The following is a 16,211-nucleotide window of genomic DNA, read 5'->3' on the forward strand; positions in this document are numbered from 1 at the left end:
GCCATTAGGAAGGGTCTCAAGAGGTTTATCCTATTTGTTAATAAAACAAGAAGCAAATATAAAAAATCAGAATGGAGGGACGAGTATATGGAAAATATAATTGGTTTATTACATATCGGAACGGATTTTGAGCAGAACAATAATAAAAGGTTATTTATTAAAGAGGCTCTTAATGACCCAAGTTATTCATTGGTCGAGATTACAGAAAAGAAACAAATGAGCGTATTAGATGGGTTGATCATTAATTTGGAAAAATCTTCTGACTCCATCCAAGTGTTTCAATGGTTGATTCATTTGCAAGAGGAATATTCCTTATTTATCTGGATACTTTGTGGAGACGAAGAAACAGAATTAACCAAATTTTATCCTCATCTAAGCAAAAATTCAGTAATAGAAGTGTTCCAATCGAATCAAGGTTTTGAGACATTGAGCATCGTAGTAAAAAATGCACTCAATTATAAAAATCATTTATTAAATCAAACAACAGTTAAAAAGAGAATTGAGGATAATTTTTTAGATTCATCAAAGCTAAGTTTTGTCGTGCATAACAAAAGCATACCACTAACAAGAAAAGAATTCAAAATCGTTTCATTATTGTATAAAAATATGGGAAATGTCGTCACTTATCATGAAATCAATAAAGAGATCTATGGGGATTTAACTGATACAACTATAGGAAAGTATAGAGTGGCTAATTTTATTTTTAGTATTAGAAATAAACTAAAAGAACAAAGTTATTTTGAAATTGAAATCGTGCGGACTAAAGGATACATTCTTAGCTGTTCAGAAAATGAGAAAGACTTTTTCGAGAATACAAAGGAAATGGTTTTATAATCCTTATTTTATGGATAATTTCCAAGAAAATTCGAGCTAGCGATAAGTATTATTGAGAGCAGAATCTGGGTAACCAGAGTAATTATGCAAAGAAATGGATGGCAAAAGTTGTGAAAGATAAAAAGAAATATTATGAAAAGTATAGAAATTATTATTTCTGTGAAATTGTACTTTTGGTTGGATGGATCACTAATTTTATTCTTTTTTCAAGGTTTTATAAGGAGAGTATATTCTACGTTGATAAACAGGCCAAGTTGGTCATACAGATATTGTTTATGGTGAATTATTACTTAGAAGATGTATTACTATATTTATTTGTTTCATTTTTAGTAATGACCTTAAATTTACTGCTTATTCTGATGTTTTATATCAAAAGCAAACAATCGATGGTTAGGCAAAAAGAAATGAAGTACTCAATGATTTTATTTTTGATTATTATTGGAATCAATGCAATCGCACTGTTAAACACGATTATTTGGCCGTTATTTCTATTAGTATTTATTTTTTCATTAACTGTTGTTTATATCATTTACGTTATTACAAAGTATTTGTATGAAGGAAAAGATGAGTTATATGAAGACAATGAATTAATCAAAATAGAAGTAGGCTTCCAAACAAAAGAAGAGGCGGAAAAATATACCGAAGAATTTTTGACCTATTGGGCAGATGATTTTGAAAGGAAGGGTTATCGTTTAGTTGACAGTATAAAAAAGGACCCAAAAAAGGAATGGTACGTTGAATTTTTTACGCAAATAATTAAATGAAAATGGATTTAGGAGGACATTTATTCATGAAAAAAATGAATCTATTATATGCTGCGTTGATCTGTGTTTTTTCATTATTTTTTTTTTCAGAGCAAGCCAGTGCTGTAAGCGAAAAGGATAATTTAGGATACACAGTGAACCTAGTACAATCAAATACCCAAATAGATCCCAATAAAAGCTATTTCTATGTGAAAACAACTCCTGGAGAAGCCCAAACATTGGAAGTAAGAATCAAAAGTACCAAAAAAGAGGAGGTGCGCATAAAGATTTATGGAACCAATGCAATTACAGGGGATGGAGGAACGATTGAGTACAGTGATGACAAAACTTATTACGATAAGACATTAAAAGAACCTGTAACGTCAATGGTTAAAATCCCAACACCGAGTATGACAATTGGCAATTATGAAGAAAAAACGATGAAAATCCAATTAACACCTCCTCCAAAAAGTTATGATGGTGTGAAAATGGGTGCCTTGGTGTTTGCCTTAGATCAAGATCAAAAAGAAAAAAGCGGTGTTTCAACGGAATTTGCCTATCGAGTTGGGTTGATTACTTCACAAACGGGAGATGAATTTAATAATGCTCAAACACTGAATTTAAATTCAGTGAAGGCATCGATCAAGCGTGGGAAAAAAATGGTGTTAGCCAATTTACAAAATCCTGAACCGAAAGTATTAGAAAATTTAAATATCGTAGCAACAATGACAAAAAAAGGATCAGATGCAACTGTAAAAAGAAAATCTGTAGAGAATTACACGATGGCGCCAAACAGTGTTTTTGATTTTGAAATAGATTGGGGAATTGCAGATTTACCAACAGGGACGTATACCTTGAGATTGGATGCATCAAATGATTATCAAGAATGGCAGTTAAGCAAGGATTTCACGATTACTAATCAGCAAGCAAAAAAAATGAATGAAGAAACAGCATTTAAAATTGTCACACCAAATTGGATCAAATTAACCACTATTTTCTTAATGGTACTCGCATTATTGATTATGTTCATGACTCTTATTAGAAGAATAAAATGGGAGCAAGAATGGAAGAAAATCAAAATTGCCAAACGAAAAAAGCAAGGTAGCAAAACGAAAAAAATGAAGAAAAAACATAAAAAAGCAGGTGAGCACTGATGAAAAAGCCTTACTTTATTTGGTTACTGCTGATGGGAATATGTACTTTTTTGGTTGTGGCTGATCAAGTCACTGTCGCTTTTGCCGATCAAGAAGAAACGGAAGCTGGTATTTCGTTCAACCAGTTTGTCGAACAGGATAAGCAAAAGCCACCTCTCTATGAAACAAAACCGATTACAGATCCTACACTAAATGGGGCTTTACCCCATTTAGGTCAAATGATGACCTCGTTTATATTGTTATTACTCGGTGTTGCCTGCTTAATCATATTTTTAGGTGTCGTAAGTTTAAGGAAAGTCTATAACATAAGGATGTAGGAGGGAATATGAAAGATTATTTATGGGTTTATATATTAGGCGGAGTAGCAACTAGTTCGTTGTTGTATTTTTTAGCAACACTTTCTAGAGATGTCTTTTTAGTCAGAAAATTAAGGAAAAAAAGAAAGGACTTGGCGTTCAATTTTAGTTTATTGGCACTAGCTATCGTAAGTGTCGCATTGATTATTTATTTGTTTATCTTATTAAAAGATCAAATAAAATTAATCGGGTAACAACGCTAGAAATGTATTATTCTGTGAACAATTTATAGCAGTAGCTATCACCAATTTTATTTAGGTTAAATACGAAAGGTGATTAAATTTTGAAAAAAATACTATTTACAACATTACTTGCTTCATCAGCACTATTAATTTTTGCTAAACCTGCAAATGCAGAAGAAGTTAGCAGTGAGCAAACAGATTTGGGGATTCGTTTTGATACGGATGGACCAGTAAAACCTGGACCAGGACCGTTCAAAGATAACTTAGCATTGGTATGGACACCATCTAAATTCGATTTTGGTCGCCAATCAGCAACAGCAAATATTGCTACATACAGCAATACTTTAGCTGGAGATCAATATGTAGTCGTAAATGATGACAGAAAAGGAACGGTAGTTGAAACGCCAGAAGAAGGCGAAACTAGAGCTGAAACAACCTCTGCTTGGAAAGTCACTGCCACAATGTCTAAACTAGTTTCTAAAGACAGCTCAGCTACTGAGTTGCCATCAAAACTAACATTTACTTTAGGCGATCCTCAAGCATACGATATTGGTGAAGTTGATCCAGATACAAATGACTACTTACCAAATCCAGTTGAAGGAAATTTGAGTGCTCTTACAAATCCTAACAACATTGTTATTGGTAAAAGTGTAACGTTAGAAGCCGGAAATAAAACGGGAACTAATATTATTGCCAAAACACAAGCTGATGCTGCTAAAGGCGGGTTTGCTACAAAATTAACAGATACTAAATTAACTGTAACAACAGGTACAGGTGCTGCTGGTAAATCATTTAAAGGCAGTGTCAACTGGAGTTTAGATAACACTTACTAAAATAAACGGTTAACAAGGAAAATTTTTAAGTAGGTTGGTCGATAGTTACTGTTATAAATTATTCACAGAAAAAATGATTAAATTCAAGTCTTTATTGAAGAAAGGTAGAGAGGTAAATGAAAAAAATTCCTGTATATCTCTTATTATTATTAGTTAGCCTTGTCTTTTTGTTTGATCCAGTAAGAAGTTTTGCTCAACAAGATTCAACCAATTTGATCAACGGATTATCATATGAAGTACTCTATCCTGAAAATCAAAAAGAGAAGGATTTAGGCTACTTTGATCTCCAAATGGAGCCTGGACAGGAACAAACGGTTGCGCTTAAACTGTACAATTCATTATCAAAAGAATTAACTGTACAAGTAAGTCTGAATACGGCTAAAACCAATAGCATCGGTAAAGTTGAGTACGGACCTAATAATCTAAAAGCGGACTCATCCTTAACAAATGATTTTATAAACATAGTTAAAGGTCCACAAAAAGTTGTAGTTCCTCCAAATAGTAGTAAAAAGGTAGACGTTTCAATTGGTTTACCAAAAACAGCTTCTAAAGGATTAATCGCAGGAGGTATTCAACTGAAGCCTGTCAATGAGACTAAAGCGAATAATCAAGGTGGTAAAGATACTGTCATCAATGAATTTGCTTTTTTAATAGGAGTCCTAGTGAGAGTCGGTGATACTAGTAAAATACAGCCAGAACTTAAACTCAATAAAACATACATAGCATTTAAAGACGGGAAAAGCCATTTGTTTGCCAATATCTCCAATATTCATCCAGTCTATACTGAAGGAATGAGTATCGTAGTTCAGGTAAGAAAAGCAAATAAACAGAAAAACTTATTTGAATATCGTAAAGACAAAATGCGAATGGCTCCAAATTCAATTATTGATTTTCCCATTGAATTAGCAGACAAAGGAATAACTGCAGGAAAATATACAGCTCAGATCAATATCTCATCTAAAAATGCTGCTCACTGGTCTTGGACAGAAGATTTTACGATCAATACGTTAGAAGCCAACTCACTTATTACAACGCGTGTTGAGAAGAGAGCAACTGGCAAACTATTTTTTGGGTTCCTTTTTTTCATTTTGCTTTTAGGACTGTTTATTGTTCGTGTAGTGTATAAACGAATCAAGTCTAAAAAAATATAAAGTGAAGAGAACAAACGAATGAGTTCATCTTTCGGAAACAAATAAAGTGTCCTCTTTTTTCATAGGAGAATAGGTTGATGCTTTTAAGAAAGAAACGAAATATAATCAACGCAAAAAACTTTTCTTATTCATCACTTCTTTGAGCGCCCCAAATAAGTGACAGTAATGTAAAGGAGGTGTTGCGATAAGAAAATATTTGCTATGGGATTAAAAATAAGAAAGAAAGGAGAAGAAAATGAAGGACCCAAAAAAGAGAATGAGCTCTAAAAGACTATGGGGACTCGTAGGATTAACTCTGTTTAGTATTGTTTCTGCTACTGTTCTATTTACTAAAACAACTCCTCTACTGGCTAAAACGGAAGATAGCGCGGAAACATCTGAGATTAATACACCAAATCAACAGTTAGATTCATCTATAACTGACTCGCTAGGAATACAAACTCAAGCAAATGATTTAGGGCGAGCGCTTGATCCAATAGAAAATGAATCAGGGTTAAAAGTGACTCCGAAGGTTTTGAAATTGTCACAATATGATTATTTTCCTGATCTTAATAATGAAGAAGATCTTAAGAGGCTCTTTTCAAAACGAGTGATACCTCATCCAGATTATGGAGCAACATATGAATATGTGGATGAAGGCGGCTACCCTACTTCTTTTTACAGTGATCAAGTAGGATTTCAAATGATTTACGTAAAGGTTACCGAAAATTATGATGGGACGAGTGTTCAGGTGCCTATCCCAGTAACTGTGACCGATCTAGGAACATCTTTCCTATTGAAAAATCAAGTAGCCCTTCAAATAGACAATGTGAATGGAAAAATCATTTTATATCCAGAGGAAACAGTCAATAAGACAGAAGAGCAGCTGCAACAACTAGTAAAAGAAAAATCAATGGTACGCGCATGGAATGTGGAAAATGGGACAGAAGTTTCGGCAAATGTAATCAAAACAACTATTTCAGTCACTTCCGTTGGTACTTACAAGGCAGAGTTTGAAGTCACTATGGGCTATGGAGCAGAAGAACAAAAAGCATCAGTTCAAAAAACAGTGATTGTTTTTGGTGCTAATCCTAAAGCATATGTCACGGTTGCTCAGTATGATACGTTGGAATTTGACTATCCTCCGAAGAATTTATTTTCAAAATTTCAAACGCTTGACAATGGGACTGGAGAAAGCGCTACTTACCAATTTGTTGATGAAAATGGAAATGAGATAGACACTTTTGATACAACGGTAGTTGGTTTTCAATGGGCGTATGTAAAAATGACGGAGTCTAACGATGAATCGATTTCAACGATCATCAAGGTTCCAATCAATGTAACCAGTGAAGATACGACAGCGTTGTTAAAAAATAAAGTCATGGTCAAATCGGACGCTAAGGTTCTTTTTTACCCAGATGAAACACAAGGTAAAAGCAAAGAAGAAATACTTGAGATGATTAAATACAGGGTAGAGTTGAGTGCTTGGAATATGAGTACAGGAGAAGAAATTCCAGCGTCCTTCGTTGATACGACTACTGTTAATAATTCTGTGGGCTCCTATACTGGAACCATTAGAGTCGAACTAAACGGAGAATCTGCAACTACAACGCGAAAAGTGATTGTCTTTGGTGCTAATTCACAACCATATGTAACGATTGGTCAAGATGAGTATTTAGAATTAATTCCGACCAATCTATTTAAAAAAATTCAAACAGTTAATGACGAAAGTGAAGCAAATGCTTATTTTGAATTTGTTAACGAAAATGGTGAATATATAGGAAATGTTGATACGCAGACTGTGGGTTTTCAATGGGCCTATGTAAAAATGACTCAAGTAGATGACGATAACGTCTCAACGATCATCCAAGTTCCCATCAATGTAACGAGTGAAGATACGACAGCGTTGTTAAAAAATAAAGTGATGGTCGAATCAGATACGCAGACTCTCTTTTTTCAGCATGAAACAAAAGGAAAAAGCAAAGATGAACTGATTGACTTGGTAAAGTCACGAGTACATGCAAATGCTTGGAATATGAGTACAGGTGAAATGGTTCCAGCTTCGGTTACGGAAACGACTATGGTCAATAATTCAGTGGGAACATATACTATAACAATTAAAGTGGAACTAGATGGAGAAGTTGAGACTACAACACGGCAGATTACAGTTTTTGGTGCTGACTTGAAATCACCTTATTATGCTAAAGTAGAGCAAAATGAATTGTTGGATATGGGGAACAATGCTAGTAACCTATTTTCAAAATATCAATCGGAGACAAGCAATACTGCTGATTCCGCTTATTTTGAATGGGTCAATGAATCTGGTGAACCAACTGAAGATGGTAATTTTGATAGCAGACAAGTGGGATTTCAATGGGGTTATATTAAAATGTCAGAAATGTATAACGATGAAATCTCAACGATTATTCCAATTCCGATTACTGTGACTTTTGAAAAACAAACAGTTATTGTAGAATCAAAAGCAGGGCTTAGTTTTGAAAAGAACAGACCGTTTACTCCAAATGAATTTAAAGATAAAACAGACCAAGAAATCAACGAAGTATTAACAAAAGCGTTATCGCCAAAAGCGTGGGATTTGACTTCAGGAGAGAAACTAGAAGCTCGGATTACCCAAACAATGATTGATGAGTCTAGTTCAGGTTCTGTAGAGGTATCTGCAAAGGTTACATTGAATAATCAACAGTTAACGTATAACTTTAAGATCTATATTATTCCTGCTCAAATATTTGAAGATGACGAGATCGATAGTTGGACAAGTATCCAACTAGGTTCCATTGAAGGTGTGATTACTAATCCAATAAACGGCTCTCAAATGGGGTTTCCCAAAAGAGGTATCTCGACAAATTCAGAAGAAGAGGCCGAGCATGGATTCATCATCAAAGATGCCAATAATGTCGGCTACGTTTTTAGTGGTGGTGAAGGACGGGTCTCAGATATCCCGGGAGTGAATAATAAAGCTTTATATAATAGTGGCAGCGAGTGGTCTACTTGGGATGGCTTAGGACAAGCGGGAATTACTCCGCATATAACCTTTAGCTACTACCTACGAAAAGACAATAAACTAAAGCAAATTTTATTGGACGAAAAAAATGAGATTCTCTATGTGTATGATTTATCTTTGAATAGAAACTTGAATTTTAGTATTCATTTGAATATGTATAACATGGGGGATAAAGCAAAAAAATTTTCAATGCTAGAGTCTGTAGATACAGATTATTATACGGATAGTGTGCCGATATACGCTTTGGAAAATAATAGCGGTTTTTATATGGAACCGTCATCTGAATCAAGGTTTTCAATTAAATTAAAAGATTCTAACGGTAACTGGTTATCTGGCTATACAAAATATATAGTTGGAGGCTATAGTAGTATTGGTGTAGCTGGTTCAACTAATTATTTTGGAAATGATTTTATGAAAACAGGTGATGAAAGTCAAAATTACGCGGCAGGAGAAGTTATTATATCTGGTGTCGATTCTGCTTATCAATTGGGTGCACCTTGGAAAAATATTGCCCCTAAAAAGGCACTTGAAGCAGGATATGAGGTTTTTGCTGGTGATGAAATTCCTTATATGCAGATGAAAGCGAATCCTGAGGTCTTTACTGTTTATCAAGACCACAACACAGATTTTGATATTAAGTACAAGTTAAGTGAGATTCCTTATGTTGGTGATCGTGGTACCGTCTATATAACGTATCCTAACGGTAAAGAAGTGACAATGCCATTTACTGCAAATAGTAATAAAGAATTTAATGGGAAATTTAAGATACCAAGAGCTGAATTGCCAGAGAAACTAAATGAAGAACCAGGCACAATAAAAAGTTATAAAACTGGATTGCTAGCGATTAATGATACGGAAGGCTCCTATAAAGGACTTCCATCACAAGACTATTCCATTACAATCAAAGCATATAACCTTGGTGCAAAACCAGTTCCCCAGATTATTCAAAAAGGGGAAGAATTTAAGAAAAAAGCATCAGAATTAATACAGAATGCGGTTATACTACCTGGTCATACCCCTTCATATGAATACGAAGGAGATATGCCGGATACTTCCGTTACTGGTTTAACAAGTGTAACTGTGCGGATGACCGATAGGGATCAACCAGAAAAAACAACTTTAATCAAAGTGCCGATACAAGTAATAGATAAAACGCCCCCAACTAGTGGGCTTTATCTAGTGGCAAATGATTTCAGCAGTAGTGGAGAAAGTTTTCAAGAATTGCCAGAGAGCGAGCGAGACGAGTTGATTCTTAAAAAATCAGAAGCGATAGCTTGGGACATAGAAACTGGCTCAATGGATAAAATCAAGCTGTCTGTCGAATCAACGACTCTTCCAGTGAATCCTGCACAAGGAAGCTACAAGGCAACGATTAAAGCAACTAAAGACACAGAAACAATTAAAAAGACGATTACGATCGACATTCAAAGCAATCAGAAAGTCAATGTTGAATTTGTGGATGAAACAGGAGAGTCTTTACATGACAAAATTACGTTCGATAAAACGATTGGTACGACGATTGATTTAACGAAAGAAAAAGAAGTCCAAAAAGCACTTGAAACGATTCTGGCTAAAAACTATCAATTAGTGAAAAAGCCAGATAATGAGACACAAATTCCTGTCACAAGTGAAGAAAGTACCGTTCAATATCAATTTAAAGGCATGTTATATATACAGTCTTCCCCAAATTTTCTAAACTTTGGACGTAAATCATTAGGACTCCCATTTATAAAAGTAGAAAAAGCGAAATATGACAAACCACTAATTGTTTGGGATAATCGCAAAAATGGCGGCGCTTGGGATTTAACAGCAACACTAAAGAAACCATTGACGAGCCAAGAAGATCAAAGTAAAATTCTACCTTCTGCTATTCGTTACAAGGTCAGTGATTCGGAAACGATTATCTTATCCGAGAATACAACACAATCTATAGCGGAAAGAACACATGAATCCAAAGGACAGTATAACGTTAGTAATGAGTGGGATAAAAATGAAACCGGCTTATTATTAGAAGTACCTTCTGGTGAAGTGTTACAAGCTGGAGGATATAGGGCAACAATTCTTTGGCAAGTGCAATCTACACCATAATAAGCTAAAAAGAGACTTCCCTAATCGTAAGTAAAGTTGCGATTGGGGAAGTTAGTTGTTTTTAATCAATAAAACCAGAATTATTTACTGGAAAGAGTGGCTTTCAGTCGGAAGTTTCTATTATTTAAAAAGAAGATTGGAAATATTAAAATTACGTCAGCTATAAGCAAAATAACCTAAAAATTCCTCACGACCCTGTATAATAAGTTTATCGATTTATTAAGGGGGATGATCATGAAAGACGGTTTGTACTACGCAACACAATTTCGCGAGAAAAAACTGAGTGTGACAGAATGGATCGATGAGCGAGCGCAACAAGTAAAAAAGCTAAATCCTGAACTAAATGCATTTGTGGATTGGGATGCTGAATCAGCTAAAAAACAATATGAAACTAGAGGAGCAGAAAGTGGTCCTTTTTTTGGCTTGCCTATTCCTTTGAAGATGTTAGGACAAGATAAAGCAGGCATGAAATCAACGTCTGGTTCTCGTTTATTCACAGAAAATCGAGCTGCTTCTACGGATAATTTTGTAAAAGGTTTAGAGAAGTTAGGCTTAATACCATTAGGAAAAACCAATGCGCCTGAGTTTGGGTTTAAAAATATTTCCGATCCAACGATTTATGGCCCCACTAGAAATCCGTGGAATCTTGAGTATTCGCCTGGTGGTTCTAGTGGCGGTGCAGCAGCGGCGGTTGCTAGTGGTTTGTTTCCGATTGCTGGGGCAAGTGATGGCGGCGGTTCGATTCGGATTCCTGCATCGTTCAGCGGTTTGATCGGATTAAAACCAACACGTGGTAGTATGCCAGTTGGACCTGATGGCTGGCGTGGTTGGCAAGGCGCTTCGATCGATTTTGCATTGACTGTTTCGATGCGCGATACAGAAACGCTGTTCTATCATTTACGCGGAACGGAAAAAGCAGCACCGTATCAAGCACCAAAAGCTGAGTGGAGCCATCAATCAGCAGCAGATAAAAAAGTCTTAAAAATCGCTTTTTTGACAGAGTCTCCAGTTGGGACACCTGTTTCAGTAGAGGCGGTAAAAGCGACGCACAATGCAGCACATTTTTTAGAACAACAAGGACATGAAGTAACTGAAATTCCTTATCCAGTAAATGGTCGTCAATTGATCGACAGCTATTATTTAATGAATGGAGCAGAAACAGCTGCCATGTTTGAAGGGATTCAACAAGTTATTCAGCGACCTGTTACTAAAACAGATATGGAATTAATGACTTGGGGCATTTACCAATATGGGGTACAGATACCAGCGAGTCAGTATACACGTTCCCTGCAACTGTGGGATCAAGCGGCGTATAAAATGGAGCAATTATTTGAAGAATATGATGTATTGTTATCGCCGACAGCAGCGAATATCGCATCTAAAATAGATGCGGAGTTACAAAGTAATCAAATTCGTAAAGATTTGGCACAAGCAGATTCGTTATCGATTTTACAATTAAAAGATTTAATCTATGATATGTTTGAAAAAAGTTTGACGATCACCCCCTTTACTCAGCTTGCAAATTTAACAGGACAGCCGGCAATCAGTTTACCTACTCATGTAGCAGAATCTGGTTTACCGCTAGGTATTCAATTTATGGCATCAAAAGGCAGAGAAGATCTACTTTTCCAAGTCGGAAAGTTATTTGAACAAGAGCAGAAATTTTTACTACCAAAATATTATCGTGAATCATAGGAGGTTCAAATGAAGAAAGTATTAGCTAGTTTTAGTATTGTTGCATTAAGTTTAATGTTAGTTGCGTGTGGTGGAACTCAAGATAAGTCAGCTGGAAAAGATGAAAGCTGGAAAAAAGTAGAGGAGACGAAGAAGTTAACTGTTGCCACTTCTGGAACGTTATTTCCGTCATCTTATTATAATGATAAAAATGAATTGACTGGTTATGATGTGGATATCATCAAAGAAGTAGGCAAACGTTTAGAGCTTGATGTTGAGTTTAAAGAATACAATGTCGATGGGCAAATCACTTCAGTGGATAAAGGGGAATCGGATTTAGCGGCCAATGATTTCGGTTTATCTGGTGATAGAGGGAAAAAATTTATCTTATCTTCGCCGATCAAGTATTCTTTTGACAGTATGATCGTCAGAAAAAGCGATGACTCTGGGATTGCTTCTCTTGAGGATTTAAAAGGAAAGAAAGCAGCTGGAGAGCCAAATACAAACTATATGAAAATAGCCGAAAAATATGGTGCTAAGCTAGTAACCTACGATAACGCGACAAATGATCAATATTTGACAGATGTAGCGAATGGGCGGACAGATGTTATTTTAAATGATTATTATTTACAAAAAATGTCAGTAGGTGCATTGCCAGATATTCCAGTCAAGATTTTAGAGGGTGTCTACTTTAACGCGAACTTCACTGGATTTTTAATGAGAAAAGATAGTGTGGCATTAAGTAAAAAAATTGATGAAACACTAAAAGAAATGCAAAACGATGGGGCAATGAAAAAAATCTCTGAGAAGTATTTCCAAACAGATGTTTCAGTTGAACCAAAGGAAAAAGTGACAGAAAGTGTGTCAGCAGAATAGATGTATATACCAAAAATCGATGTTCAGTTAATGATTGATTCTATTCCCTTTCTTTTGACTGGTTTGCCGTATACCTTAGGCATCAGCTTAGTGACGTTTTTGATGGGGAATGTTTTAGGCATTCTTTTGACTATCTTAGGAATGTTGCCTTCAAAAGTCATCAAAGGATTTGTGCGTTTTTATATTTCTTTTTTACGAGGCGTTCCTGGTTTGGTGTTGTTGTTTCTTTTGTATTTTGGTTTGCCGTATCAATTAAGTGCGTTGACTGCAGCCTGTATTTGTTTTAGCTTGACGAGTAGCGCTTTTATTGCTGAAATTTATCGAGGTTCGATTGCAGGTGTTGAAGCAGGTCAGTGGGATGCGGCTTATGCGTTAGGATTACCGTTTGGAAAAGTGATGCGTAAAATTATTTTGCCACAAGCGTTTCGGATTTCGATCCCAGCACTAGGGAATGTTGCAATGGATTTGCTAAAGGGAACATCGTTAGCTGCGATGATTACCATTCCCGATATTTTTCAAAAAGCCAAAATCGTCGGAGGAAGAACGTTTGACTATATGACGATGTATATATTAGTGGCAGTGATTTATTGGCTGCTTTGTGTGGCAATCGGTTGGGGGCAAGGGCGGTTAGAGCAACATTATGCTAACCGTTATAAAATCAAGCCTGAAGTGAAAGTGTAAATGATTCTGTGTAAGTAGCCGAGTATTTTAAAGCTGCTTATACAGTTTTTTTTATCGTCATAATGTCTACTTATCATTCTTTTATTCTTAAAAACGAGTATAATCAATAGAAAGGGATTTACGAAGACAAAAAAGAAAGTAGGAAAGAAAATGGATATGAAAGACATAGAAGAAACAAGTCAGTTTTTAGTGACGGAGTATAAGGATAGTCTTATCAATGGGTTCGTTGAAACGCCAAGTCAATTTATGATACGAATGAATGTAGAACCAAAAGTTGAAAACTATCTACGGCCATTATTAGATCAAGTAGAACAAAGATATAAAAAAAGTTCGAAATAATAGAGCATTATTTTGAAAAGAGAAAAGAAGCTATTGGTTTATAGTTGCTATCAGTGGGAGTATCTAGAATCACTCCATGATTTGCTGAGATAGTTTGAACCAGAGTATCATGATCCCTTTTTCCTTTGATATGTGTTTTATTTGGCATATTTGTAAGTTCATTTAAAACGGCATCATTTTCTGAACTCGAACAAAAAGTATCTTCAAAATAGCTTACACGAATATCCTGAATATGTGAGTTTGTTAAAGCAATACCCAGAATAAATTCTAAGGGAATGTCGTGAAATAAAATAAGTGAGACATAACATGACGAGTTATATCTCACTTATTTTGGTGAAGTGCCAATCCCAATTCACTAGAAATAGTCAAAAAGGAAAACAAAAACTTGCTGGAACATTAGTGAGTTTTTGTTATTTTTTAGGATTTCTCATAAATTTTAATAATGATCAAAGGAATTGAGTGGCCGTAGTAATAGATTACAAGGTATAATTGAAGTAGTATTAAAATACATGGTAACTTCTATACGGAGTTAAAAGGAGAATGAAATTATGAGTTGGAGTGAGTTGAAAAAGAAAGCTCAAAGACATCTGCATGGTTATTATGGAAACTGGAGTTTGTTTGTTATTATTCCAAGTGCGGCCTTATTTATCTATTTTTTTTGTATAATGATTCTGTTTCAAGTAGTAAATAGTACGGTAGATAATTCAAATAATTATCAATCTTGGCAAAATGATTATTCGCAAAATTCCAATCGTTCTAATAATGAGTATCAAAAGGGATACGATGATGGTTATTTTGATGGCTATGATGAAGGGTATGATGATGGTCTTTATGAAGATGATTCATATGAGGATGATGATTTTGGTGGAAAAAATCTGGATTCTATTTCTCACAAGTCGATCCTCTCGCCAGTGAAAAATACGAATCGAACCGTTACGTATACGCAGACAACAACAATAGAAACTCGTTTTAGTGGTTTTTATGCCTTTTTATTTGGTCTGTTGCTAGTGATCGTGACTATTTTATATCGTGGTATGGTACAATGGGCCGCTATTGAGAATGTGGAAGGACGTCATTTTAATTTGAAGTCAATTTTTACATCCTTTATTAAAGAAAATGGTAAGCGGACAGTGAGTGCGAATCTATTGGTAACGATGTATACTGTTTTATGGTCATTATTGTTTGTTATTCCTGGTGTGATTAAACAATTGTCATATGGTATGACGAATTATTTATTGAAAAAAGATTCTGAATTAACCCCTAAAGAAGCGATGGAGCTTAGTCAGACATTGATGCAAGGCTACAAATTGGAATATTGGTTATTTTCGTACTCATTTATTTTTTGGCAGTTTGCTACAATGTTTAGTTTTGGTCTAGCAGGAATTTATGTTATTCCTTATTATAATGTGTCTGAAGTGTTATTTTTCGATCAGATTATTGCGGAAAAGCATCATTTGTTTTCTCAAGAAAAAGAAGCGGGATTTGCGGATTTTTAGAAGAATAAAGAGAAGTGAGTGGGACTTAGCTAGAATAGTTATGTCCCACTCGCTTCTCTTTATGAACCTGTACTAACAAAAGGGCTGATCAAACCAGCTAATCCTTCAATGTTTCTTGTTTGGATCATGATTGTGCCTGTACCATGAAATTCATTTACAACACCTTCACCTGTTGTAAAACCGAAAATACCAGAAGCCACTTTAATGTTGTAATCTAACGATTCTGACCAAGCGACAACGTGTTGATTGTCTACGACAAATGGCTTGGTTCCATCTAGTTGGATTTCCACGATGTCCCCGTAGCTATTGATCAATAATGATCCGGAACCGGCTGTTTCCATTACGAATAATCCACCAGTGCCACCAAAAATCGCCCCACTTAGTTTTTGACGTTTCATATTATAAGAGACACTTGCATCACACGCTAAAAACGCGCCAGTATTTAATCGCCAATGTTCACTTCCTACTTGAAGTTCTTTGATAGCTCCTGGTGTTGCTGGTGCTAAAGCGACTTTGGCTGTATCTGTTAGACCAGATGCTTTTGTGATAAAGAAGCTTTCTCCACTAGACATTGAACGACCGAGGGCACGAATTGCCCCGCCTAAGCCAGATTTTCCATTGCTATTCATTTTTCCTTCAAGAGTGATCTCACCATTGTGATAGACCATTGCACCGCTTTCTAATTGAATGCTTTCACCTGTACGTAAATCCACTTCTACTAATGGAAAAACGGTATTTTCTGTCATCTTGTATTGCATATTGCAAACCTCCTTTGTTATTTCATTTACTAGTATACCTTATCA

The 16,211-nt window shown here is 35.5% G+C and carries 14 protein-coding genes; 13 read left to right on the forward strand and 1 reads right to left on the reverse strand.

The window, feature by feature from the left end; translation table 11 throughout:
- Nucleotides 1–87 precede the first annotated feature (87 nt).
- The 13 genes from I580_RS08090 to I580_RS08150 all read left to right on the forward strand — a co-directional run bounded on the left by I580_RS08090 (nt 88) and on the right by I580_RS08150 (nt 15,408).
- The gene (locus I580_RS08090) at nt 88–834 is read left to right on the forward strand and encodes a winged helix-turn-helix domain-containing protein (RefSeq protein WP_010771470.1); all 747 of its coding nucleotides are present in this window, start codon (nt 88–90) and stop codon (nt 832–834) included.
- Between the two features lie 275 nt (nt 835–1,109).
- The gene (locus tag I580_RS08095) at nt 1,110–1,598 is read left to right on the forward strand and encodes a hypothetical protein (RefSeq protein ID WP_245558638.1); all 489 of its coding nucleotides are present in this window, start codon (nt 1,110–1,112) and stop codon (nt 1,596–1,598) included.
- Nucleotides 1,599–1,624: 26 nt separating this feature from the next.
- Entirely contained in the window at nt 1,625–2,731 is a 1,107-nt protein-coding gene (locus I580_RS08100; RefSeq protein ID WP_010771472.1) for a WxLIP family cell surface protein, read from the forward strand.
- Nucleotides 2,731–3,048, forward strand: a complete 318-nt coding sequence (locus I580_RS08105; RefSeq protein ID WP_010771473.1) for a hypothetical protein — start codon at nt 2,731–2,733, stop codon at nt 3,046–3,048. The genes I580_RS08100 and I580_RS08105 overlap by 1 nt, the downstream gene beginning before the upstream one ends.
- Before the next feature lie 8 nt (nt 3,049–3,056).
- On the forward strand, nt 3,057–3,281 hold the full coding sequence (locus I580_RS08110) for a hypothetical protein (RefSeq protein ID WP_010771474.1): 225 nt from the start codon (nt 3,057–3,059) through the stop codon (nt 3,279–3,281).
- A gap of 89 nt (nt 3,282–3,370) precedes the next feature.
- On the forward strand, nt 3,371–4,102 hold the full coding sequence (locus I580_RS08115; RefSeq protein WP_010771475.1) for a WxL domain-containing protein: 732 nt from the start codon (nt 3,371–3,373) through the stop codon (nt 4,100–4,102).
- 116 nt (nt 4,103–4,218) lie between these two features.
- Entirely contained in the window at nt 4,219–5,253 is a 1,035-nt protein-coding gene (locus tag I580_RS08120; protein WP_010771476.1) for a WxLIP family cell surface protein, read from the forward strand.
- A 235-nt stretch (nt 5,254–5,488) separates the two neighbouring features.
- Nucleotides 5,489–10,342, forward strand: a complete 4,854-nt coding sequence (locus I580_RS08125) for a MucBP domain-containing protein (protein WP_010771477.1) — start codon at nt 5,489–5,491, stop codon at nt 10,340–10,342.
- A gap of 234 nt (nt 10,343–10,576) precedes the next feature.
- Nucleotides 10,577–12,037, forward strand: coding sequence for an amidase (locus I580_RS08130; protein ID WP_010771478.1), 1,461 nt, complete (start codon nt 10,577–10,579; stop codon nt 12,035–12,037).
- Between the two features lie 9 nt (nt 12,038–12,046).
- On the forward strand, nt 12,047–12,892 hold the full coding sequence (locus tag I580_RS08135; protein ID WP_010771479.1) for a transporter substrate-binding domain-containing protein: 846 nt from the start codon (nt 12,047–12,049) through the stop codon (nt 12,890–12,892).
- Nucleotides 12,893–13,573 carry an amino acid ABC transporter permease gene (locus I580_RS08140; RefSeq protein WP_010771480.1) on the forward strand — a complete coding sequence of 227 codons (681 nt, stop codon included), beginning with the start codon at nt 12,893–12,895 and terminating at the stop codon, nt 13,571–13,573. It begins immediately after the preceding gene.
- Between the two features lie 150 nt (nt 13,574–13,723).
- Nucleotides 13,724–13,912: a hypothetical protein gene (locus I580_RS08145; protein WP_010771481.1), complete on the forward strand. Its 189-nt coding sequence runs from the start codon at nt 13,724–13,726 to the stop codon at nt 13,910–13,912.
- A 548-nt stretch (nt 13,913–14,460) separates the two neighbouring features.
- A complete protein-coding gene (locus I580_RS08150; protein WP_010771482.1) occupies nt 14,461–15,408 on the forward strand; it encodes a DUF975 family protein in 948 nt (315 codons plus the stop codon).
- Nucleotides 15,409–15,467: 59 nt separating this feature from the next.
- Here I580_RS08150 and I580_RS08155 read toward each other — a convergent pair whose 3' ends face one another.
- Nucleotides 15,468–16,166, reverse strand: coding sequence for a TIGR00266 family protein (locus I580_RS08155; RefSeq protein WP_010771483.1), 699 nt, complete (start codon nt 16,164–16,166; stop codon nt 15,468–15,470).
- Nucleotides 16,167–16,211: the final 45 nt, after the last annotated feature.

Origin of the sequence: Enterococcus caccae ATCC BAA-1240, from assembly GCF_000407145.1 — a bacterium.
Lineage (GTDB): Bacteria > Bacillota > Bacilli > Lactobacillales > Enterococcaceae > Enterococcus_L > Enterococcus_L caccae.